This is a genomic window from Kriegella aquimaris (assembly GCF_900103215.1).
GTDB classification, from domain to species: domain Bacteria; phylum Bacteroidota; class Bacteroidia; order Flavobacteriales; family Flavobacteriaceae; genus Kriegella; species Kriegella aquimaris.
Window position 1 is genome coordinate 61,812 of record NZ_FNGV01000006.1, and the last position, 25,015, is coordinate 86,826.

Sequence of the window (25,015 nt, forward strand, 5' to 3'; positions counted from 1 at the left end):
GTGATTTCGGTTCAATTTTTATTCAGATTGAGATTGTCCTTTTAAAATAGCCTTAGGTTGCAGCATCGATATTTCAATTTTTTGTTTTTGGAATAATTTGTTAGCAGATTGAACGACCTAATGGTTATTAAGACGGATAGAAAGTGAAAATACGTCCTACCATACTTTATTAGGTCGATTTCCATTAGGGCATGTTATATTCTTGTTATTTTACCTTCATACGGAAGTATGATAGTATAAAGTGAAAGGGTTGAACAAATGAAATATCAGTTATAGAAATGCTAAAGATGCTTGATTTAAAAATGAACCATAAAGTTGTTCTTTTATTTATAATTAAGGTAGGAATCTGTTCTACAGTTCTATCCCAGACTTCGGTCGATGTTGGTGATTTGGAGATTGCATTGGGCAATCAGACCTATAGTGCCCCTATTAAAAACAAATCGATAACAGGAGAGGGATTATCTGTCGCTGGTGAAAAATTTAAGAAGGGCATTGGTGTTCACGCCGAGTCGCTGATTAAGATAAAAATGAACAACGGCTATCGATTTACTTCTAAAGTAGGCGTAAACGATTCTCAAATCGATTATTCGGGACCTCATGTGAAGACCATTCCTTTAACTGATGGCAAACGTATATTCTATAACGTCACCCCCACCTTAAAACAGTTTATAGGCGTAGAGGGCCAACAAGGCAAGGTTAACAAAGGCAGCGTTGTTTTTAAGGTTTTGCACGATGGTAAGGAAGTATTCAACAGCGGTTTGATGCATCAGGGTGATAAGGCCAAGAAGATTGATCTAGAGGTAAAACGCGGCGTATTGGAACTTGTGGTCGAAGATGGTGGTGATAGTGCAAGCGGTGACCATGCCGTCTGGATCGATCCTCAGATTGAATACATGGAAATTGCTCCAGCAATTGCCGAACAAGAATATACGGGGGAAAAACAAGAACTGTCTTCTAAGGTAAGCACCGCCTTAAAAAAAGCCATAGGAACACTTTCCGAAATTGCATTGCCATTAAAACAGCCCGATTACGATTGGCTGATCGATAATTCCAAGGTCAAAGCGAACGCTTACAAAACGGATACGGACGTAGATATTGTATTCTCCAATGGGTTGATTTCAAGAACATTTCGGTTGCTCCCAAATTTGGCGACCATCGATTATATGAACCAAATGACTGGGGAGAGCCTTTTGAGAAGTGTTTCCAACGAAGGTGTGCTGACCATTGATGGTATCAATTACTCTATAGGTGGACTAAGTAAACAACCCGAATACGGCTACACCCTAATGAAATGGGTAGATCAATTGTCCGTCGTGAACAATTCTTTTTTAATCGATAATTTTGAGGTAAAGGAACTGACCGACCGTATGGCATGGAAACGTGTACGATGGGCTTCCAACAAAGAAATGCCCAAAGGCAAGGAACTGGTCTTTACCTTAAAAAAAGACGACATAATCGTCAAAGTACATTTTGCCCTCTACGATGGTATACCGACCCTATCCAAATGGATAGAAGTAATCAATAAGGGAGAGCTGTTGGTACAGCTCAATGCCTTTAAGCTAGAACAGCTTGCCATGGTTGAAGGTGAAAATCTTGTGGGAATGCCAGATCACTGGATAAAACCGAACATCCATATCGAAAGCGATTATGCGTTTGGTGGCATGCAACAGAAAAATTCGGACAAGACCACCTATTGGGAAAGAGACCCGAGGTATACCTCACAGACAAATTATCCCTTGAATTTGCCCTGTTTGTTAGAGATAAAACCACCTTTGGGCCCCGATGTGGCGATACAGCCGGGTAAATCTTTGACCACCTTTAGGGTCTGGGAAACCCCAATCGACAGCAGGGATCAGGAACGTCGTGGGCTGTTTCTGAGAAAAATGTATCGTACCATATCTCCATGGGTTACCGAAAATCCAATTTTTCTACATTTGGTCAGTTCCGATGAAGAAGTAATAAAAACAGCTGTAGATCAATGTGCCGAAGTGGGTTATGAAATGATTATTCTAAGTTTTGGTAGTGGTGTAAATATGGAAGATGAGTCCGAAGCCAATTACGAAAAATATAAAAGGATGGTTGATTATGCCCATAGTAAAGGTATCGAACTGGGCGGATATTCGTTGCTATCGAGCCGGTGGATAAGCGATGAGGTCGATGTGATCAACCCTGAGACCGGTAAACGGGGTGGAATGATATTTGGATCTTCCCCTTGCCTGGCGAGCGATTGGGGCTATGACTACTTCAGGAAAATTAAAAAATTCTTTACAAAAACAGGGATGAACGTTTTTGAAAATGATGGCTCGTACCCAGGAAATGTATGTGCATCGACGACCCATGCCCATCACAACGACCTAGAAGATTCGCAATGGAAGCAATACGCCCAAATTCAGGATCTTTACAAATGGATGCGGGGCGAGGGAATTTACATGAACGTCCCCGATTTTTATATCAACTCGGGCAGCAATAAAACCGGTATTGGATATCGGGAGGTGAATTGGTCGCTGCCCCGCGACCGTCAACTGGTGCTGGGGCGTCAAAATATATTCGATGGACTATGGGATCGAACGCCTAGTATGTGCTGGACCTTTACTCCACTGACCCAATACCACGGTGGGGGCGCCGCGGCAACCATTGAGCCGTTGCATGAGCATTTAACCGACTATAAAAACCAAATGATCCAGAATTATGGTTCAGGGGTACAATCGTGCTATAGGGGTCCAAGGCTCTATGATACAGATGAGACCAAAGAAGTGGTAATCGAAGTAATTGATTGGTACAAAAAATATCGTGATCTATTGAACAGTGACATCATTCATTTAAAAAGGCCTTCAGGAAAAGACTGGGATGGTTTTATGCATGTAAACCCCAAACTTAAAGAAAAGGGGTTTGTCATGGTTTTCAATCCGACCGATCAACCAATGGAACGAAACCTAAAATTACCGTTGTACTATACGGGCCTGACCAAAACGGCAAAGGTTACCGAAATGGAGAAAAAGTCCAATTCGCATACTCTTGATCGAGCGTATACTATAAATGTATCGGTCAACATACCGGCCAACTCCTATACGTGGTTGGTGATTGAATAGTGGTGGTTAAAGAATGAAGGTAGTATGGTTAATTTTAAAAAAGAGTTTCAGAACTTTGAGTTTCAATGGCTACTTATTCGGTAGTTACACGACTATTTGTATATTCGATTGAAAGTTCGGCAGATGCAAAGAGATTATCTTATCCGCTTATTTTTTTATTTACTGACCTGTTCTCTTTCATGGGCTCAAGACTATAATTTCCAACACATTACGACTGTTGATGGTCTTTCCCATAATGAGGTTCGGAAAATTGTAAAAGATAGCAAAGGGTTTTTATGGTTTGGTACGCAAAATGGTCTCAACAGATTTGATGGTTATCGTTTTAAGATATTTAAACATACCCCCAATGATAGTACTACGATAATTGGAGATAAGATTTTTTCGCTGGTTTCTTCCGATGATCAGTTATGGGTAGGTACCGTTACTGGTCTAAGTATTATAAATACTAATACCCTTGATGTAATTCCTTCCAATGAATTGCTGAATACCATTGGGCGCAAAGAGATTTTACAACTTTTTTTTGATGGTGTGGGTAAAGTATGGTTGTCGACAGATACCACCAATTTTATAATCGACACCAAAACCTTTGAATCCCGTCCTATTTTAGAAGAATACATAATTGCCTGCATGGCAAAAGGGTATGGAAGTACCTATTGGATTGGAACCGATAAAGGGTTGTTATTGTATGACAATGAAAAATCTTCGATAGTAAAAGTATACGAAATCGGAAGTTTTAGCGGGTATGGTCTCGACAAGATATATACAAATTCTTATGGAGAAGTATGGCTAACCTTCGGCGATTATATTTTTAGATACGAATCAAAACAAGATAGATTTGTTCGAGAATACAATTCAAAGTTGTTAAATGCTATTGCCGAGAGCAATCATAAATCGATTTTTTTTGCAAGCTATGGTAATGGCCTGTTGAAATATGATAGGTCTACCGAACAATTTACACGATTTTTGGCAGACCCTGAGAATCACATGTCTTTAAGTAGTAATGATGCATACGAAGTCTATATCGACAGGGAAGACATTGTATGGGTAGGCACTCAAGAAGGGTTGGATTATTATGATTTTTCACGACATAAATTCAAAAGTTTAACCCATCTCCCGAATAATGAGAATAGCCTACGGAGCAGTTTCGTGCAGACGATATTCGAAGACACCGATGGTATTTTATGGGTAGGCACTCGGGAAGGTATCGACCAAGTAAGCTTTGAAAAGGGCTATACAAATCCGAAGATTAATCATTTTGAAATAAAGGAAAAGGTTTTTCAAGAGCTTAATGGCGCCTACGTATCCTGTATCTATCGAGACTCAAAGAATAGAATGTGGATTGCCACAATGAACGACGGACTGTTTTTGTGTCAAAATGGTAAGAAGGTTTCCAGGCAGTTCAAGAATATTGAAAACGATGGCAAGAGTATAGCCTCTAATTCTATTCGTTCGATATTGGAGGATCATCAGGGAAGGTTATGGTTTGGTACAGGTGGCGGCCTATCCTTATTAAAGGAAGAAGATGGTGATGACTATACTTTTGAAAACCTTGGTTATACGAAATATAATACTGGTTCGCTGCCATTGAATGATATTTACTCCGTATTTCAAGATAGCAAAAGAAGAATCTGGATTGGGATGAACAAGGGCGGTCTGGCTTTGTTACAAGAGCAGGGGGAGGGTAAAAGTTTTCTTCGATTTACAAATATTCCCGATGATCCGAAATCACTGAGTAATGATGATCTTTTCATTATTTATGAAGATACCGAAAACAATGTTTGGTTTGGTACCTCGGGTGGCGGAATTAATCTTCTTATGGAAGACGGTAGGCAAACAAATAACAACGGGTACTACTTTAAAAGATATACAGAGCTTGACGGACTTTCAGACAATGAGGTTAATGCCATTTTAGAGGATGGGGAAAAAAATCTATGGATTGCGACGAATAAAGGATTGTCGAAATTCAACCCCGATAAGGAAAGTTTTACAAATTATACCACTTATGACGGCGTTCTAAAAGGAAAGTTTAGAAAGAATGCCAGATGGAAAGCGAAAGATGGTACCTTGTTTTTTGGGGGTACCGCCGGAATAAATTTCTTTAACCCAGATGCTTTCGAAAAGAATACGATTGCCCCCAGACCGGTGTTTACCAGTTTTTTGATAGACGGAAAGAAAATTAAGGTAGGTGAGAAACTTGATGGTAGCATTGTCATGTCAAAACCTCTGGCCTCTGGATCACGGTTGACATTGCCACCTGATGATAATAGATTTGAAGTCGAATTTACATCGTTGTCCTATGCCTCTCCTTATCGTAATCAATATGCTTATAAAATAGAGGGTATTGACACTAGCTGGAATATTATTTCTGGAAAGAATCCGCATGCAGGCTATTCGAATCTTCCCGACGGTGAATTCCGTTTTAATTTAAAAGCTTCCAATAACGATCAAGTCTGGAGTGAAAACCCTATCTATTTTGATATTGTCGTCAAATCCGGTTTTTTTAATGGAAAAAGACTGAAATGGGCTATAGCATTGCTGCTTTTGACCACGGTCGTTTTAGGAGTATTGTTAGTTACTAGGTTTAAAAAGAGTTCGCGATTACGCCGATTTAATCGAAAAATAAGAAAATCGGTAAAATCAGTCGACCCCAAAACTGACAAAGAAAATTTAGAGGAAGTAGTCAGATTGAACAAGCTTATGAATACCGAACAATTATATCTCGATGCTGAACTGGGCCTAAATCAATTGGCGGAAAGATTAGGTGTTAGCGCAAATCATTTGTCGATGTTGCTCAATGAATATATAGGAAAAAACTTTTATGATTATGTCAATGCCTTTCGGGTCGAGGAAGTGCAGCGTAGATTGAAAGACCCTGCTTATAAAAAGCAAACTATTTCTTCGATAGGTGGTGATTGTGGTTTTAATTCAAAGTCGACGTTTAATAGAATTTTCAAGAATCTTACAGGTCAAACACCCAGTCAATATCAAAAAATGCATTTAAACTAGAGATTCATTGTTTTGACCTAATCTCTCATTAATTGAATTTGAATATGAAAAATAATTTTTGGATTCTGGCCTTTGGTTTGATTATGCTATCCTCATGTAAGAAACCTGAAAAGTACAATGTATCGCTTGTTGGGGATTTGTACGCTAAAAATATTGTTGGCCTTCCGTTAGATTTTCCAAATGGAAAAGAAAATCTGGAGTATAGTTGGTATATGGCGTCAGCTCCTTCGGGCGATTGGAGCGAATTGCAAGGCATTTGGACCGATGAAATTGTTTTGCTCACTTCGTACGTGGGCAATTATATCAAATGTGACATTTCCTATAATGAACAGGGTAGTGATAAAAAGAAGCGCGTCTCCGTAGTATCGTCTCAGCCTGTAGAATACAAGGGTAATGCGAATACTGATTGGTTTCAAGACGCTGGTTTCGGAATTATGGTGCATTATTTAAAAGAGGCTATTGTTCCTGACGGAGGAGCGGAAGAGTGGAATAAAATCGTTGATGGTTTTAATGTGGATAAGTTTGCCAGTCAAGTCAATGAAGCTGGGGCCCGTTATGTGATGTTTACCTTGGGGCAAAACTCAGGATACTATTGCGCCCCTAATAAAGCATTTGATAAAGCTATTGGAATTGGGGCAGGTGAGCTATGTTCGGAAAGAGATTTACCAAAGGATTTAATAAAGGCCTTGAATAAATACAATATTCCATTGATTTTGTACCTGCCAAGCAATCCCCCAATAAACAATAAACATGTTTCCGAAAAATTAAAATATGCCTTCAAAAAAGATTCGGCTACAAGCCAATTTAATCAGCCGATTTTAGAAAATATGATAAAAGAATGGAGTTTGCGTTATGCTGATGGAGTTAAGGGGTGGTGGTTCGATGGGCTGTATGCTTGGAACGATATTAGAAGTACTCGTATGAATATGTCGTTGAGGCATAATATAAGTACCCATACTCTAGCTGCAAAGTCTGGAAACAAAAAGAGTATTGTGACCTATAACAGCGGCTTCGGAAAGATTCATGGCAATACTCCCTATGATGATTATACCTCTGGTGAAAAAGCTACGATTGACGAATATCCGTCAGGCAGATGGGCGGAAGATGGGGTTCAATGGTTTTTGTTTACCTATTTGGGAGAAAAATGGGGTGGTCATGGACAACAATTTAGTACCGATTCCTTAGTAAATAAGGCAGAGATTATTGTAAACAATAAAGGGGTGTTGTGTCTTGAGGTGGTAACCGATGCAACGGGAGAGATAATCCCGGGTCATTTTGATCAGATAAAAGCGGTTGGTGAAAAATTGAGAAAGTAAGGCATCCGTTTTACGCGCAATCATTACATAAGTAGGAACTTTCATGAGTTGTTTCAAGCCTTTTTTTTGGTCGAATAGGTCAAAGTGCGATTAAAAGAACCCTCATAAAAAACGAACTATATCTTCAATAGCTGATTTGGACTTGAAAAAAAATCTTTATATAATGTTATTTTTAAGAGATTCCATGGCCTAACACTAAGTCAATATTTCAAAAGAATGCCTAAAAATAAAGTTGATCTTTGTGATATGAGATTTATTCTTATACTATTTTAATGTATTGTAAATGAATATTTTACATTCTCAATTTTTTATGTCCTAATGCTCATTAGGACTTTTTTTCAGACCTTATTTATGTCCTAATATTCCTTATAGGTCGATTGCAGATTTATTATATGGTAACATCGTAAAGTTATTTTAATCTTCTGCTTCAGATTTTCAAAAGTTCCCCTTCCGTCAATTAAACCGTCGGCAATCTGATTGCGATTTTGAAGAAATAACCAACAACTGTAATAATCAATAAAACCTAAAAATGAAAAACCTAAAAATGCACAAAAGACCAAGTGCCTTTTGTACAAGGATGCTTTCTTTGATACTTATTTTGCTGGTATCATCGGTGAGTGCAAATTCGTTTGTTAAGAGAACAACCGAAATGGTGCAACAAACAATTTCCGGATCAGTAACGGATGAAACCGGCTCCCCGCTGCCAGGGGTAAACGTTTTGGTAGTAGGGACTTCTAACGGTACCCAATCTGATTTTGACGGAAATTACAGTATCACTGCAAATCAAGGCGATATACTGCGGTTCTCTTACCTAGGATTAAAAACTGTTGACCTACAGGTGGGTAGTGCCACTAATTTGAATGTCACCATGGAAGAAGATGTCAATTCCTTGGACGAAGTTGTGGTGGTAGGTTATGGTACAACTATTAAAAGAAACTTGACAAGTTCGGTAGCCTCGGTAAGCACTGAGGGTTTGAACGAAATTCCGGCTACATCGCTTGGTTCTGCCGTGGCCGGTCGAATTGCCGGTGTAAATATAAGCCAATCGGGGGGTAAGCCCGGTAGAAGCTCCGATATAGTTGTTCGAGGAGCTACCTCGGGTGAGTTCGCAGGTAATAATGAACCGTTATATGTTATTGATAACATTATTTCCAATAAATCACTTTTTGATGCTTTAGATGTTAGTGAAGTAGAGAGTGTATCGGTATTGAAAGATGCCGCATCAGCTTCAGTGTATGGGTCGCGAGCTGCCAATGGAGTAATATTGGTAAAAACCAAATCGGGAAAAAGTGGAAAGGCCAAAATCACCTTGACATCATCGTTGGGTACTACCGAACCGACGAACGTTCCACCTATGACCTCTGCCTATCAACAAGCCTTGATAATTGGACAGGTACAAGATTTTAACAATGTGGTTCAAGACGATCCCAATAGATTTTCGCAAAGTGAATTGGACTATTTAAAAAGTCAAAATTTAGGGTCTTTTCTAGATCAGGCCGAGGAAACACCCATATTGAATAGACATGCCGTTACGGTATCTGGAGGTACTGACGACATTAGATATTTTTTATCGGGGTCTTTTATAAAAGAAACGGGTTCATTTAGTAACCTTTCGTATAAAAAAACAAATCTAAGAGCAAAGGTCGATGTCGATGTTACCGAAGATCTTAATGTTTCATTGAATTTAAGCACGAGTAATGATTTACGGGAAGAATTCTATTGGCGATGGAACGGCGATGATGAAGATTTCGGTGATTTTTATAGAACGGCGAACAGAACAGGGCGATGGGGTCCTGGTGTGAGCAATGGGGAATATGTCGCCAATTTTAATGGTTGGAACCCAGTACATCTGGCTGAAGAAGGTGCGGGCTCAAACGATCGTACTTCAAGAAATATAGGAGGTATAATTGATGTAAATTATAAATTCCCTTTTGTAGAAGGTTTGACTGCAGGCTTGACTTATAACAAGCTTAATGTTAGAAACGATCGAACCTTACTCCGAAAAGTAGTGGAGGACGAAACATTCGCAGTCGATCCCAACAATAGGTTTCTTTTAACGAACGAAGTTGTTGGTACACGGGTGCGTAGTGATGATGGTGCAGATTCAGACAGTGTTCAAGAATCGACTGAAGAACAAGATTCGTACCAGTTCAACGTTCGATTGGGTTATGAAAATATCTTTGGTGACCATACCATAAATGCTTTCGTAAACTATGAGCAATGGGAATGGGATCAGAAATCATTTTATGCACGCAGAAGGGGCTTGCAGACGCCGTTGGTGCCACAGTTGTTCGCAACAGATCCAGCAGTGGAGAATCAATTTTCTGGAGGAGGGGCATCGGAATCGGGAAGACAATCTGTGATTAGTAGCTTGGGGTATAATTTTAAGAATAAATTTTTCTTGAATTCTTCTATCAGATTCGATGGGTCTGTTCAATTTGTGGAAGATCAACGTTGGGGGATGTTTCCATCCATCTCAGCGGCATATATTTTAAGTGAAGAAGTCTTTTTTAAAGACAACGTGAATTTTATAGATTTTTTTAAGATCAGATACTCCATCGGAAACACGGGGAATGACGATGTTACGGGCAACGGAAGTACTATCTTTCCTTATATACAGAGTTACAATGTGGGAGGGTCTGGACCTGTATTCGGCACCAGCGACGCGCTTTCCAATGCTACTACTATAGGGGCAGAACCTGATTTATTTATCACTTGGGAAAAACAGACATCCTATAACCTCGGATTTGATTTTCAATTTTTAAACCAACGGTTGTCTACCTCTTTTGATTTTTTCAAGAATAAGAAAACAGACTTGTATGGAAGTAGACAAGCTTTTATTCCATCATCCTCAGGGTTGAGTTTAGGGCCTGTAAACTACGGGGCTATAGATATAGCAGGTTTCGAGGTACTCACTACTTTTAAAGATAATATTGGATCTGACTTTTCGTATGAAGCTGGTTTTAATGTAGGCTATGCGAAAGATAAATATGTAACCCTTGATGAACCTGAATCTAGAAGGCCGTATGAATTGAGGAACAACCAAGGTACCAGTAGGGTATGGGGGTTGAAATCATTGGGAATAATTCGTACCCAAGGCGAATTAGATCAACTACTGGCAAGTGGTTACACCATCTTCGGACAAGACCCGCAAATAGGGGCATTGTATTTTGAAGACCTTAGGGGCAATCCACAGGATGACCCTGAAGGTAACACACCTGATGGCATAATAGATGGTAATGATGAAGCTGTTATAGGCGCTCGAAGTAACCCGTTGATAAATTATGGTATTCGTTTGAACCTGCGCTACAAGCGATTTAGCCTGCAAGCGTTTGCCCAAGGTTTCGCAGGGCATCAGTTATACCAACCCCAAAACAATAGGTTTCAATTGGCCAGGGTTGGTCAAGCAGCTCATACACAATGGTTGGATGCTTGGACCCCGGATAACATAAATGGTTCTTTTCCACGATTTGGATCTCCTAATGGAGATAGGAATTCAACACTTTGGTTAGATGATGCAGACTATTTGAGACTGAAAAATCTGAATTTTGCTTACGATATTCCAGAAAATATTATCCAAAAGATTGGCGTCGAAAGGGTCAGTCTGTTCGCTAACGCAACGAATCTATTTATGATTTACAGCAAGATTAAGACCTTTGATCCCGAAACGAGCGGAAGAGGTATTCCAGTAAATAAAAGCTACAGTTTGGGACTCAATATCACATTTTAAAAGAAAGCATCATGAAGACAAAATATATAAACAAATTCGTAATAATATGTTTCCTACTGTTCGCGAGTTGCAGCCAAGACCCTTTAGACAAGAGACCCTTGGGCGCAATTAGTGAAGATGTAGTTTGGAACGATGAAAATTTAGCCAAAGGGTTTTTAAACAATATCTATGATGATGCCTTGCCCGGCTGGCCGACCACCGCATCGCAGCAATCAGATGATGCACATGGCCAAAATAGTGTGATTTATGGGGAAGCCCAACCTGGTTCGCAAGATATATATGGAAATATGTATCAAACAATCAAAGACATCAATTTGTTATTGGCCAATATAGATACCGGTACCATAGATGTGGAAGCCCAGAATCTTATGGTAGGTCAAGCTATGTTCTTTAGGGCCTATCTTTATTTTAGGTTGGTGTCGACTTATGGTGGTGTTCCTTTGGTGTTAGAAGTAAAAGATAAATCTGATGTAGATGTACTTCGGGTACCAAGAAATAAAACATCGGAGTGTATAGCACAAATATTAAAAGATTTAGACGAAGCGGCCAGTCTACTGCCCGAGGTCTATGAAGATGCCGGATCTGATTATGGAAGAATAACAAAAGGTGCCGTAATGGCCTATAAGGGAAGAGTGCTCTTGCACTATGCCAGTGAGCAATTTGATCCTGCTCAAGACAAGGGAAGATGGCAAGCGGCCTATGACGCCAATAAAACGGCCAAAACCACTTTGGAAGCAAATGGTAAAGGATTACACCCAAGTTTTGTCGATCTGTGGTTTGATGAAAGCGATGCCAACCCCGAAGCGGTTATGATAAAAAGATATAACTTGGATTTATCCCATATAAGGGATGCCGGCGTACGTCCCTTTATTGTAGGTACCAATGGTGAATCGTATGACAAAGCTACATTAAACCTTGTTGAATCGTTTCCAATGAAAGATGGCCGTTCGATTGATGATGCAGCTTCCACATATACCTATGACCCGACTACGTTTTGGTTGAATAGAGATCCAAGGTTCGAAGCCACCATTGCCTGGAATGGATCAGATTGGCCTTTAAACAATCCAGCCCCGAACAGAACAAGTGATTTGGAATGGACATTTGATGAAAGCGCTATTGAGGCTCAGGCCAACAGCAGAATAAGCCCAACAAGTTTTAGCAACAGAAAAGCGGTCGACGGATCAATAGAAGGAGGTGCCGCAAGTTTATCATCTCCCACAGATTGGATTGAGATAAGATTTGCCGAAGTATTATTGAACTTAGCTGAAGCGGCCAATGAAGTTGGGCAGACCGCCGAGGCTTATGATATATTGATGCTTGTTAGGGCGCGTGCTGGAATAGATGCTGGCGGAGACAATCTCTATGGCCTTCAAGCGGGTATGGGCCCCGATCAAATGCGGGATGCCATTATGTTGGAAAGAAGACTCGAATTCGTTGGAGAAGGCAAAAGGTCATCCGATTTAAGGCGCCGCAGAATGTATGGCACTATCAATGGTACCCATAGAGCGGGTTATAGAATTACGAGAACCGCTGCTTTCGATGCCTTAAATCCTTCCGCTGAAATATTGGACGATCGAATTGCTTTGGAACAGGGCATTCTTGATGGTTCGATCGATCTGAACGACCCAGTAGTATATAATACATATTTTACCACGGAACTAAAAAGTGTAGAGCGCTTCGGTAGTATAACCGATGATGGTGACCCCATCAATTATTTAGAACATTATTACTTTTTTGATATTCCGCAAGACGATCTTAATAAAAATCCAGAGTTGGAGCAAACCTCAGGGTGGCCGGGAGGTAATTTCGATCCCTTGCAGTAAACGAACAACAATACTAAAGTCAGAGTTAGTAGTTTATAGTTAGTTTGAAAAGGGGGTGGTTTGGTCTGCCTCCTTTTTTTAAATACGTTGACGGGGTGTCGCGAGCAATCACTGAAATTGTTAAATTCAAGATGAATCTAAAATTGTTTTAAAAATGATGTTTTTTAAAATGGAAAATAGGGTTGATTTTTTGACGATGCTCATATGCTTTATTTTTACGGTCAATTCCATCGGACAACGTTCTGCCTCCCATACGTCATCAAGCGAATTGTTTACATTGCTTGATGCCTCCGAGACCAATATCGGCTTTCAAAATACGTTGGTTCAAACTTCAAAGGATAATATTTTTGTTTATAAAGGATTTTATAAGGGTGGCGGAGTTTCGATCGGTGACATAAACAACGATGGGCTTCTAGATATTTATTTTACAGGAAATCAGGTAGGTGATAAACTGTACCTTAATAAAGGAAATTTAACTTTTGAAGATGTTACTGATGCTGCGGGTATTTTGAACAAAGGAGGATGGTCTACGCATGTAAGTATCGTCGATATCAATAATGACGGATTTAAAGATATTTATGTATGCAAAAGTCTTTATGATAATCGGGAAGATTTAAGGCAGAACGAACTTTATATCAATAATGGTGACCTCACTTTTACCGAGTCTGCGGCAGATTATGGTTTGAATGATAGCAATAGAACAACGGAAGCTAATTTCTTTGATTTTGATAGAGATGGTGACTTTGATGTTTTTCTCGTAAATCAACCTAAAAATGCATCTTTTTTGGCACCGGCGAACGATGAAAAGAAAATAAGCCCCGAAGAAAATTACCGGTTACTAGAAAACAACAACAATCATTTTGCTGAATTCCCCAATAACGGAGGGGTAAGTAATTTCGGGTATGGATTGAGCTCGAGCATTGCAGATTTTGATAATGACGGTTGGCAAGATATCTACGTTGCCAATGATTATAAAGGGCCTGATTTCTTCTATGTCAATAATAAGGGAAGCTCCTTTACCAACAAAATATATCAAAATACAAAACATACTTCCTATTTCAGTATGGGCTCCGATGTTGGTGATATTAACAATGACGGTTGGCTTGATTTTGTGGTATTGGATATGGTTGCAGAAGACAACTATCGCCTAAAAAGTAATATGAGTTCCATGAATCCCGCAGAATTTTGGAATAACGTAAGCCGTGGTGGTCATTATCAGTATATGTTCAATACCCTACAGCTTAACAATGGCGTAGATGACCAAGGCGAAATGCTCTTTAGCGAAATTGCCCAAATGGCCGGGGTTTCAAGTACCGATTGGAGCTGGTCTCCCTTGTTGGCCGATTTTGATAATGACGGACTGTTAGATCTATTTGTTACCAATGGCATCCGACATGAAATAGGTAATACCGATGCCCTGAAAAAACTGGATAGTTATGTGGGAGAAATTGATAAAAAATACAACAGTGAAGACAACAAAAATTTTGATGCTTGGAAGTATATAGCACTTGAGAAACTATTGTCGTTTTTTCCATCCGAAAAAATTCAGAATTACATGTACCGTAACACAAACGGGCTACAATTTGAAAACATGGCCACTTCGTGGGGGCTTTCCCAAAAGACATTTTCCACAGGTGCGGCGTATGGCGATTTAGATAACGATGGTGATTTGGATCTTGTCGTCAATAATATCGATGAGGTTGCCTACGTCTATAAGAACAACGTGTCAGAAAAGAAAAACAACAATTATCTAAGGATAAAATTTGAAAAAAGTGGTGAGGAGCAGAGTTTTTTCGGAACAAGAGTAACCTTGTATCACAAGAATGGAATACAAACTTCACAATTGACCAATGCACGCGGTATCAATTCCTCTAGTGAAGAAGTCGCGCATTTCGGGTTGAACACCCTATCGGTTGTCGATAGTCTAAGGGTAGATTGGTTTAACGGAAAATCTTCTTTGTTGAAAAATATCAATGTGAACCGTACATTGATATTGGATATCGATAAGATGGAAGAAGGCCGATTGCATGATGCTATACGCCCCAAGTATCACTTCGAGGAAGTTACCGATTTGGCTAAAATCAACTTTGTACACAAAGAAAATAAATTTGATGACTATGAGCGTGAGGTTTTACTGCCCCATCGCATGTCTACCTTAGGATCTGGTCTGGCCGTAGGTGATGTCGATGGCAATGACCTTCAAGATTTTTACATCGGGGCCCCCAATGAAGGTCTGGGAAAACTTTACAAACAGCAAGAAAACGGAACTTTTGAAGAACACCCAGTAAAACTGATACCCGATTTGAATAGGGAGGATATGGGTGCTGTTTTTTTTGATGCAGATAATGATGGTGACCAAGATTTATACGTGGTTTCAGGGGGCAATGAATTTGAAGTTGGTTCAGAAGCGTATCAAGACAGGCTTTATCTAAATACGGGCAAGGGTGATTTTGAGTTGTCCGGCGATGCGCTTCCCAAAATCAATGCCAGTGGGTCGAGAGTGAAAATGGCCGATTTTGATGGAGATGGCGATAATGATTTGTTCATTGGGGGTAGACAGGTGCCGGGTCGCTACCCCGAACCTGCAGAAAGTTACCTGTTAAAAAACCAATTGATGGAAACCGGTAATCTTATGTTTGAGAAAAGTGATGAAACGCTTTTTAATGATTTAGGTATGGTCACCGATGCGGTATGGACCGATTTTGATGGAGATCAAGATTTAGATTTAGTTGTCGTTGGCATGTGGATGCCCATTACCGTACTCGAAAATATAGGGGGTAACTTCTCTAACAGTACCGGTAAATTTGGTCTTCAGGAAACCTCGGGCTGGTGGTTCAGTATTTCAAACGATGATTTGGATGGCGACGGAGATGACGATTACATCGTTGGAAACTTGGGACTAAACTATAAATACAAGGCCAAAAATAATGAACCTTTCTCGGTGCATTATGGCGATTTTGATGAAAATGGAAAGAACGATATTGTATTAAGCTACTATAATTATGGAACCCAATACCCACTTCGTGGTAGGTCATGTTCCTCCCAACAAATCCCGGATATAAAAAAGAAATTTAAATCGTACAACGCGTTTGCATCATCAAGTCTTACAGAGGTATACGGTAATGCAAACTTGGGAAATGCATTGCATTACGAAGCCAATACTTTTGCGAGTGTCAGCATTGAGAATTTAGGAAATGGGGATTATACTATTAAATCGCTTCCCAACTTGGCGCAGGTGTCAAATATTAATAGCTCGGTAATCTGTGATGTAGATAATGATGGAATTAAGGATGTCATTATCGCAGGTAATTTATATGGATCTGAAATTGAAACGACTAGGAATGATGCCAGTTTGGGTTTGTTTTTGAAAGGGAAAGGCGATTTTGAATATGAAGCGAAACCTATGGGTGCTAGCGGGTTGAATATTCCTTACGATGTAAAGGAAATCAAGCTTATTGAATATAACGGGGGTATGGCCATACTTGTCGCCGTAAATAATGGGCGCGCCCGATTGATACTTATGAAAGAGTGATGATTTTTAGTTGTTGTCATTAACGTCCTAATGCTTAGTAGGTGTTTTTTATACCTTTAAATAGGTACTGTTCTTCCTTTAAGGTCTAAATTATTAATAAGGTCGGTTATAATTGTACAAGATTTTAAAAAGTGATTTTCTTAAAAATTAAGAAACCGTTTCTGTGAACATAAGAAAATATTTTCGTGCATTATTTCTTTTTAGCTGTTGCATAATTTCCATACAGAAGTTAGCTGCCCAAGGGAGCGAAATAAATATATCGACTTTGTTAGAGGAGATGATCGACCGTGAGGCCATAACTCGTTTCCCACTCAATGGCTATCAATCAAAACAGGCAAGTAGTTACAATAGGGAGTCTGTTTCCCCTGATTTGCCAGGTTGGTTTGCAGATAGTGATGGAGTATCATTTGTCAGGATCGAAGAAACCAATGGTAAAAAGGAATGGGTACTTATGGAAGACAATGGCCCAGGGGTTATCACTAAAATCTGGGCGGTTTGTTTTTATTACGGTCTCGACAATACCACCGGGGCCAATATAAATATCTATCTAGATGGCAACCCTAAACCGGTAATTTCGACCAATTTTTTTGAGCTTGTAAAAGGTGAAGATTTTATTAAACCACCATTTGCCGATTATTCCACAAGGGCAGGTAATTTATATTTTCCGATACCCTATGCTAAAAGCTGTAAGATAACTATGGATCAAAAAGCGTTCTATAATATTATTAATTATAGGGAATATCCAAAAGGCACCAATGTAAAAACATTTTCGAAGAAAGACTTTGAAGAAGCACTCGAGACTAGAAACAAGGTCGCAAAGACCTTAATCGCTCCCAATCAATCCGAAGGAAATGAAATAATCAAAAAAAAGGTTGTTGCACCACGAAAATCCTTGGCCATTAAATTACCTAAGGGAAACAATGCGGTGCACGAATTGCGTATTAAAATGTCCGCGACTTCCGATTTTTCTCAGGCATTACGATCCTTGGTGTTGAATGCCAGTTTTGATGGGGAAGAAACTGTTTGGGTCCCGGTAGGTGATTTTTTCAATAATGTGGGGAAAGTACAAAGTTATGATATGTGGGAACGTTCGGTAACTCCCGATAGTACGATGATATGTCGATGGGTAATGCCATATGAAAAAGAAGGGGAGCTAAGTGTAAAGAATCTAGGTAAGAACAATGTGAACATTCAAATGACCGTTGTCACCGATAAAATGACATGGATGCCAAATTCAATGCATTTTTATGCTACTTGGCAGATGGATGAACCTACGCCTACTTTTCCCTTGTACGATTTTAATTTTTTAAGTGCCGAAGGAAAAGGCGTGATTGTGGGAGATGAGTGGGCCGTACTTAATCCGATTGAAGGATGGTGGGGAGAAGGTGATGAAAAAATATATATCGATGATGATTTAAAAAGAAATTTCCCATCACATTTTGGTACCGGAACAGAAGATTACTACGGATGGGCCGGAGGTGTCGTACCTACGCCTTCAGACCAATTTTCGAAACCTTTTTTAGGAAATATTATTGTAGGGGAGAACTCAAAAGGTTACAACGTGTGTACAAGAACCCGGGTTTTAGATGCCATACCATTTAAAAATCAAATCAAATTCGACATCGAATCGTCATGCGGCAAAAGAAGCAAATCCCATTTTCTACAATACGCCCAAACTACCTTTTGGTACGCAATGCCCGGGGTTAAACATAACAAACCTGCCTTACCGAAATTTGCCTCTGCGAAATTACCATCGGTCAATGATTTGAAAAAGGAAATCAAAAGAGCGGAAGGTTCACAATACATTGTTGAAAACGCTCTCGAGGCCGAAATACTTCCAATTGAGGGGAAAAGTGAAAAAGTGAAAGAAAACTTTGCTGAAATTCCAATGTGGGGTGAAACGAGTTCGGGTGCCCTAAAAAATATATGGTTCGAAGAACCTGGTGATTACGCCGAATTAAAGATTAGCGAACAGTTTGAAACTTCTAAAATTAGCCTTTGCACAGCGGTAGGGCCGAATAGTGGAATTTTTGACATCTATGTTAATGGGGTCAAAAAAACAACACAAGATTTCTATTCCAAGCACGAGGGCATCTCAAACCCCTATCTAGACCTTGGCGAAAATAAGCCGGTAAACAATGCCTTTATCATTCGGTTTGTATACAAGGGCAGCAACTTGGCATCAAGGCCGACAGAAAATAAACAGGCACTCGGACTTGACTTCTTCTTGGTCAAGAACAACTTTCTAAAAAATAAATGAAACCAACCCAATATCGAATGAAGTCAAGAAAATCAGTTTATAGTATTATTGTGCCAATAATCATCTTTCTATTGGTGAGTTGTGCTAGTAAAACCGAGTTCCTTATCGAGAACGAATCATTGGCAAGAACCATCGAAATTACCGATGGCAAGCTTCATACCGCTCAGATCTTTAATAAAATTGGAGGAAAGAAAATAATTCCCAATGATAAACAGGAATTTAAATTACGAATTTCCCAAGGTACCCATCTGGAAGGAACTGATGTGGAGCTGACTTCAGAAGATTTTACATTTGTGAAGGTACTTCATGAAGGAAATTCCTCTTTAGGCTTTCTTTTAGAGAATTCGAAATATGAATTACAACTGGAATTATACTATGAACTAGAAAAAGATGATTTTTACATTCGAAAACATTTGAAAATAGAATCGGCTAAACCGGTGACTTTAGAACGCATCGATGTTGAATCAATGGTAATTGAAGATATTTACCAACCCTATAAACTCAAGCAAATTACGGCACAAGGTGTTGCCGAATGGAAGCCAGGGTTGGGCCAACCACTTTATACCACTAAATCGGCTACGTTTTGGGGAATGGAGTTCCCCGCATCGTACAATTATGTGAAAGAGGGGAGAGGCCTTTGCGGTTATTTATGGGGCAAAGAAATCAAGCCGGGGGAAACGTATACTTCCTATAAATCAGTTATCGGTGTATGTGATGATCCCGAATTCGTTCAAGATGCTTTTTTTGAATATATCGATAGAATTCGGATACGTCCGCTACGATTACAGGTACAATATAATAGTTGGTTTGATTACTACAGTGGCGTAAATAGAGAGAAATTTATAGAAAGCGTTGCCACAGTACATCAAAAGCTAGTGGCTGAAAGGGGAGTGGTACCTTTGAACGCTTATGTTATTGATGATGGTTGGCAAGATACCAATGCCGATTGGTCTGATAAGACTTGGAAAGTAAACCAGAAGTTCGATACTGATTTTAAATCGTCTAAAGCACAAGTTACACTTGCGAAATCGAAGCTTGGCCTATGGATGAGCCCCGGTTGTTTATTGGGAGCAGAACCGGCTGCCAGAAAATATAAAGAGCAGGGGTTCGAGGTTCTAGCCAAATGGATGTCCTTGGCTGGCCCTAGATATATGCAACTGCTGGAAGATCGAATTCTTGAACTGACGGGGAACGGGGTATCCTATTTTAAACTCGATGGTCTCTTCGGACATCTTAACACGCGCGAATTCGAACTTCATGGTGATACGTATGGTATTCCGTATATGCCGCAATTGGGGACCGCAGATTTAATGGCTTCGGATTCTATTTTGAATAACCATAAGTTCGATGAACTAAAGACGTATTACCTAGTTGCCGGTACCGAACGTTTGATGCAAATCTTTGAAAAGCAGCATGAGGTGGATCCCGACGTATATGTTGTTATTTCCAATGGAGCTTATTTAAGTCCCTGGTGGTTAATGTATATCGATGCCGTATGGATGATTAATGCCGGGGATGCCGCCGGTGGAAGCAACAGAACAGAAGAATTGGTCTATAGAGATGGGGTTTACTATGACACTTGGCAGAAAGAAAATACACAGTTTCCCATCAATTCGGTATTCAATCATGAACCCAAAAAAACCAGCACGGGAGAATCACAAAAAGCCTTTAGTGAATATCTTTGGATGAACCTTTCTCGAGGAACAGGCTTTATAGAACTCTATATAAAAACCAAACAACTTTCAGAGACGGATTGGGATGTTTTGGCCCGTGGCTTAAAATGGGCCCGAAAGTCTTTCCCATATTTTAAGAGGTCACGAATGCACGGAGGTAATCCTAAAAATTTGGAAGTATACGGCTATTCTGGGTGGAATGAGGATGGAGGTTTTATATCCTTTCACAATCCTTCTGACGAACAAAGAAATTATACGGTCAAGCTTGACAGAAAGTTAGGTGTTTTACCCGAGAAAGAAAATTATAAAACTATGACGCCTTTAGACAATGCTGAGGAAATGGTAGGAAAAATCCAAACCTATGGCAGTGAATTAGAAATAAAGCTAGCACCGCGAGAAGTAAAAGTTTTGGACTTTAAATAAATACAGATTTCAAACCATTGTAAAACTGCTAAACCTTGTACATGAAAAATCAAATTTTAAAAATAACGGTATTTTGTTTCTTGATGATTTCCCTCGGTTGTCAAACCGATGCCAATAAAGTATATCCGGCAGGTAATTTAGATATTGCCTTTGATCAACAAGGCAAGGTTTCTATGTTGGCCGATAATTCAACCGGAACGGACTATCTGTACAAGAGCGCCGAACCTAAATCAATGTTGGCCATAAAGGTCAATGGTACTTTAGAATATCCATCAGCTATAGAAGTAGGTGATAGTAGCGATTTACTAAACCTAAAGTATGCCACAAATAATATTGATGCCGAGGTCAGAATAGTACAAAAGGAAAAATATATCACTTTGGAACTTGTCGCTATCAGTAATGAAGATGCAGTTGAATTGGTATTATGGGGGCCGTTCGAGACCAACATAAAAGAAACCATAGGGGAAACTGTCGGTGTTGTTAGAAACAAGGATTTTTCCGTAGGAATTCAAGCCCTGAACAAGCGAACCCTTGGCGGATACCCATCTAGTGATGATTCAACACCCTCGTATGATATTTTTGGTACGACAAGTTTAGTAGATGTTTCCGATTCATTGAATATTCTGTATCGGGGGCACACGGCTATGCCCAAAGAATATGGCAGCACTTTGCAGGCGTATACCAGAAATAGAAAAAAAGAGCGCATCGTCGCTTCAATGAACCATGAAAACTATGTGGCGCCTGCATACAATGATGAAGGTATTGTAGGTTCAAAAATTGCCCTGTTTGGCTGTGCGCCCGACGAAGTGTTGAATACTATTGAAGCTATTGAGCTGACAGAGGGCCTACCGCACCCTATTTTAGATGGCGTATGGAGCAAACGTTCGCCGACCGCTACTTCGGCTTATTTGATTCAAGATTTTGGCGCCCAATCTATTGATGATGCCATTGCGCTTACAAAAAAAGCGGGATTGAAATATTTGTACCATTCCGGACCTTTTGAGAATTGGGGGCATTTCGATTTGCATAAAGATGCCTTTCCCAATAATTGGGAGAGTATGAAAGAATGTGTCGATAAGGCGGAAAAAGAGGGCATTGAGTTGGGGGCACACACCTTATCGAATTTTATAACAACAAATGACCCCTACGTGACACCCGTTCCCGATAGCAGATTGGCTAAGGTGGGAACTAGCGTTTTGGTGAAGAATATTACAGCTGATGATAAGAATATCGAAATAAAAGATCCGACCTATTTTAACCAAATGAAGAACAACAGTCTTCATGCAGTGGTCGTAGGTAATGAAATCATCCGTTATGAAAGCGTTTCTGAAACAGCCCCTTGGATATTGATAAACTGCCAGCGAGGTGCTTTCGGTACCAAGGTGAGTGCGCATGCCAAAAATGAAAAAATATCCAAATTGATAGATCATGCCTATAAAACTTTTCTTACCAATACAGCAATGGGTATAGAAATGTCGGGCCGAATAGGGGACCTCTATAATGCGACGGGGTTAAAACAAATATCTTTTGACGGATTGGAAGGTAATTATTCCACGGGTATGGGTAGTTACGGTGAATTGCTTTTTGTCGATGCATGGTACAACAAGTTAAAACCGGAGATTAAGAACGATTATATTATGGATGCCAGTAGGCCCGGTCACTATTTCTGGCATATGTTTACCCGCATGAACTGGGGAGAGCCTTGGTACGCCGGGTTTCGGGAAAGTCAAACGTCATACAGATTGTTGAATCAAGATTATTTTAGAAGAAATTTTATTCCCTGTATGTTGGGTTGGTTCAGTATGCGCGACAATACAAGTATCGAAGATATTGAATGGATGTTGGCCCGGAGTGCCGCTTTTGATGCGGGCTATGCCTTGGTGACTTCAGTAGAATTGGTGGATAAAAATGGATTTGGCGATGCGATATTAGAGAAAATCAAGCAGTGGGAAAAAGCAAGAATGTCCAGAGCTTTTAGTGACGATCAAAAGAAACGAATGGAAAATATTTCTGATGAATTTTCATTGGAAAAGGTGTCTAACAACAGTTGGAATCTAATACCTTATTCGGTTCAAAGGTTTGAACACAAACTAAAAATACGACAACCAGGAGAGCTAGTATGGTCATCCTTCACCTTTAAAAATAACAATGAGACGCAGCCTTTACAATTTATTTTGACAACGAAAAGTACTTCGGTATCGGCCATAACATTAGAGATTGACAATTTTAAAAAATTACAACTAAATATATCTATAGGCCAAGATCAATATTTAAAATATGAAGGAGGAAAAGTAGCAGTATTGTACGACAAGTCTTGGAATAAAATAAAAAGCATTCCTATAGATCAAGAAGCCATGACCTTGAATAAGGGCGTACATGAAATCAAAGTAGATTGTAAATTTTCGGGGAAGGAAGAAGCCTCGCTAAAATTGGAAATGAAAACAGCCGGTGACAAAGAATTAGTACAAATGAGTGAGATACCTTAATAACCAATGGAGGATATGCCCCATATAGCAGGTATTATCCTCCATTGGTTATATGAAATGAATCTTACAAGCCCTTAATCTCTCTGATAAGTACATTCAGCATAGGGTTCTGAAACATTTTAGGTGTCTGTGAGGGTGTCAAAATAAAAACAAGTTAGACTTATAACAAGAATCATAAGTCTATCTTACGATTATTACAGGATATTTCTTAAATTGACCTATGTAAACTAAAAACGGTCTTGAACGATACTTCCCCTTAAGAAAGATAGTTTTTGGAACGGTTTACCCATTTATTTTCCCCCGATTATCAGCTTTAAGCAGTTGAAAGGCGTCTATTTTTTTAGAATCGTTTTTCATTTTGTTTGAGACTTTCTAAGAAATTTAAAAACCAACATCATGAGCACAATCTATCTCGGCAGTTGTGATACTGCCAAAAGACCCGCAGATCTGGTAAAATTTCTTTCACCGTATCATCGCGACGGTGTATTGAAAAATACAAGTTCATTTAGAGATGACGACCGCACCACGTGGCGTCGCTTTCGCGATTCACCCGGTGAGGAAGTAACTCGATTACAACAGTTTCTTTCTGAGGCAGGTTTTATGCCCAGGGGTGTGGTCGATGGTATTTTTGACTATGTGACACAGGCTTCGGCTCGCCTATTTCAAGAATATGTGAGAACTGTTGAGGGGGTTGAAGACATGGTTCCCGATGGTATTGTCGGTCAGGGCACTTGGAGCCATATTGATCGTTGGAAAGCCACAGGTACGGTTTCCGATTGGGGCGTAACTTCGACCGCAAAACCGACAGCTGAATACACAAAATGGATTAACCTATTACATAGGTCAAAGGAGCATTACCAACAAAATCTTCCCCCGATGTTGGCACAGGTAAACGATTTTACAAAACCAACGGATACGTTGAAAATAAGCGATTGGGCTTTCGATCCAAACCAAGTACATCTTATTGGAATTCGAAGAGGACAAGATTTGCGTCAGGAAAAGCGGATGAATGATGATATTTTTGTCCTCTTAATTCGGGGAATGGTCTTCAAATTTTGGGGGTCAACAGATGCCAGTCAAGGTATGTCTTCGAGAAGGGATGAGGCTTTTCTTGTAGAAGGGCAACATAAATATCGCTTCGGATGGCATAAAGTTTCGGTGGAGAAGAAAATCTATCGGGCACTTAAACCTTTTAAAAACGGGGTTTTGGTCTATCGGGATCGCGACGACGACAACGCGCTGACCGAGGCCGATTTGGTAAAAGGATTGGATGGCACGCCCAATCAGACCATAAATATACATTGGTCGGGTATGGGCACTTCAAACTGGTCGGCGGGCTGTCAAGTAATCGCCGGCAAAAGTTATATCAACCATTCGGGTAAGGTGGTCGATTGTTCGGGTTTTGCGGCTTCAAATTACAGTGCCTTGAATACTTCGGTAAAAAAGACAAAGGGAGCCTACAACGTTTTGGCCGATCTGATCGTCAGTTTTTCGCCTCCTGGAGTCAATCATATTTACTATACCTTGGGTAGAGAGGCATCTCTTAAGTTGGATGCAACCCTCGGGACTGATTATGCCAAGGAGACGCTAGACCGAATGCAACATATTTAAAACTAAAATAGTGGCAGCAATTACCATGGGTTAAATAATCACTTTTATTTCATATAGTCATACAGA

Annotated in this window: 10 protein-coding genes; all 10 read left to right on the top strand. The window is 39.8% G+C overall.

From position 1 onward, the window contains the following. The first annotated feature begins 302 nt into the window (after nucleotides 1–302). The 10 genes from BLS33_RS13285 (at nucleotide 303) to BLS33_RS13330 (ending at nucleotide 24,949) form a co-directional block, all read left to right on the top strand. Complete coding sequence (locus tag BLS33_RS13285; RefSeq protein ID WP_089889927.1) at nucleotides 303–3,089, top strand: NPCBM/NEW2 domain-containing protein; 2,787 nt, start codon at nucleotides 303–305, stop codon at nucleotides 3,087–3,089. Between the two features lie 123 nt (nucleotides 3,090–3,212). Next, on the top strand, nucleotides 3,213–6,095 hold the full coding sequence (locus BLS33_RS13290; RefSeq protein ID WP_089889930.1) for a ligand-binding sensor domain-containing protein: 2,883 nt from the start codon (nucleotides 3,213–3,215) through the stop codon (nucleotides 6,093–6,095). Between the two features lie 44 nt (nucleotides 6,096–6,139). After that, nucleotides 6,140–7,411, top strand: a complete 1,272-nt coding sequence (locus BLS33_RS13295) for an alpha-L-fucosidase (protein ID WP_089889932.1) — start codon at nucleotides 6,140–6,142, stop codon at nucleotides 7,409–7,411. A gap of 529 nt (nucleotides 7,412–7,940) precedes the next feature. Further along, entirely contained in the window at nucleotides 7,941–11,141 is a 3,201-nt protein-coding gene (locus tag BLS33_RS13300) for a SusC/RagA family TonB-linked outer membrane protein (RefSeq protein ID WP_089889935.1), read from the top strand. A gap of 11 nt (nucleotides 11,142–11,152) precedes the next feature. Continuing rightward, nucleotides 11,153–12,964 (top strand): RagB/SusD family nutrient uptake outer membrane protein, encoded by a 1,812-nt coding sequence (locus tag BLS33_RS13305; protein WP_089889938.1) that lies wholly within the window; start codon nucleotides 11,153–11,155, stop codon nucleotides 12,962–12,964. Between the two features lie 169 nt (nucleotides 12,965–13,133). Further along, entirely contained in the window at nucleotides 13,134–16,496 is a 3,363-nt protein-coding gene (locus BLS33_RS13310) for a VCBS repeat-containing protein (protein WP_176801387.1), read from the top strand. A gap of 163 nt (nucleotides 16,497–16,659) precedes the next feature. Beyond that, complete coding sequence (locus tag BLS33_RS13315; protein WP_143017608.1) at nucleotides 16,660–18,756, top strand: glycoside hydrolase family 172 protein; 2,097 nt, start codon at nucleotides 16,660–16,662, stop codon at nucleotides 18,754–18,756. A gap of 17 nt (nucleotides 18,757–18,773) precedes the next feature. Further along, nucleotides 18,774–20,852 (top strand): alpha-galactosidase, encoded by a 2,079-nt coding sequence (locus BLS33_RS13320; RefSeq protein WP_143017609.1) that lies wholly within the window; start codon nucleotides 18,774–18,776, stop codon nucleotides 20,850–20,852. A gap of 41 nt (nucleotides 20,853–20,893) precedes the next feature. Further along, nucleotides 20,894–23,338 carry a hypothetical protein gene (locus tag BLS33_RS13325; protein WP_089889953.1) on the top strand — a complete coding sequence of 815 codons (2,445 nt, stop codon included), beginning with the start codon at nucleotides 20,894–20,896 and terminating at the stop codon, nucleotides 23,336–23,338. 396 nt (nucleotides 23,339–23,734) lie between these two features. Further along, complete coding sequence (locus BLS33_RS13330; RefSeq protein WP_089889956.1) at nucleotides 23,735–24,949, top strand: peptidoglycan-binding domain-containing protein; 1,215 nt, start codon at nucleotides 23,735–23,737, stop codon at nucleotides 24,947–24,949. The last annotated feature ends 66 nt before the right edge of the window (nucleotides 24,950–25,015 follow it).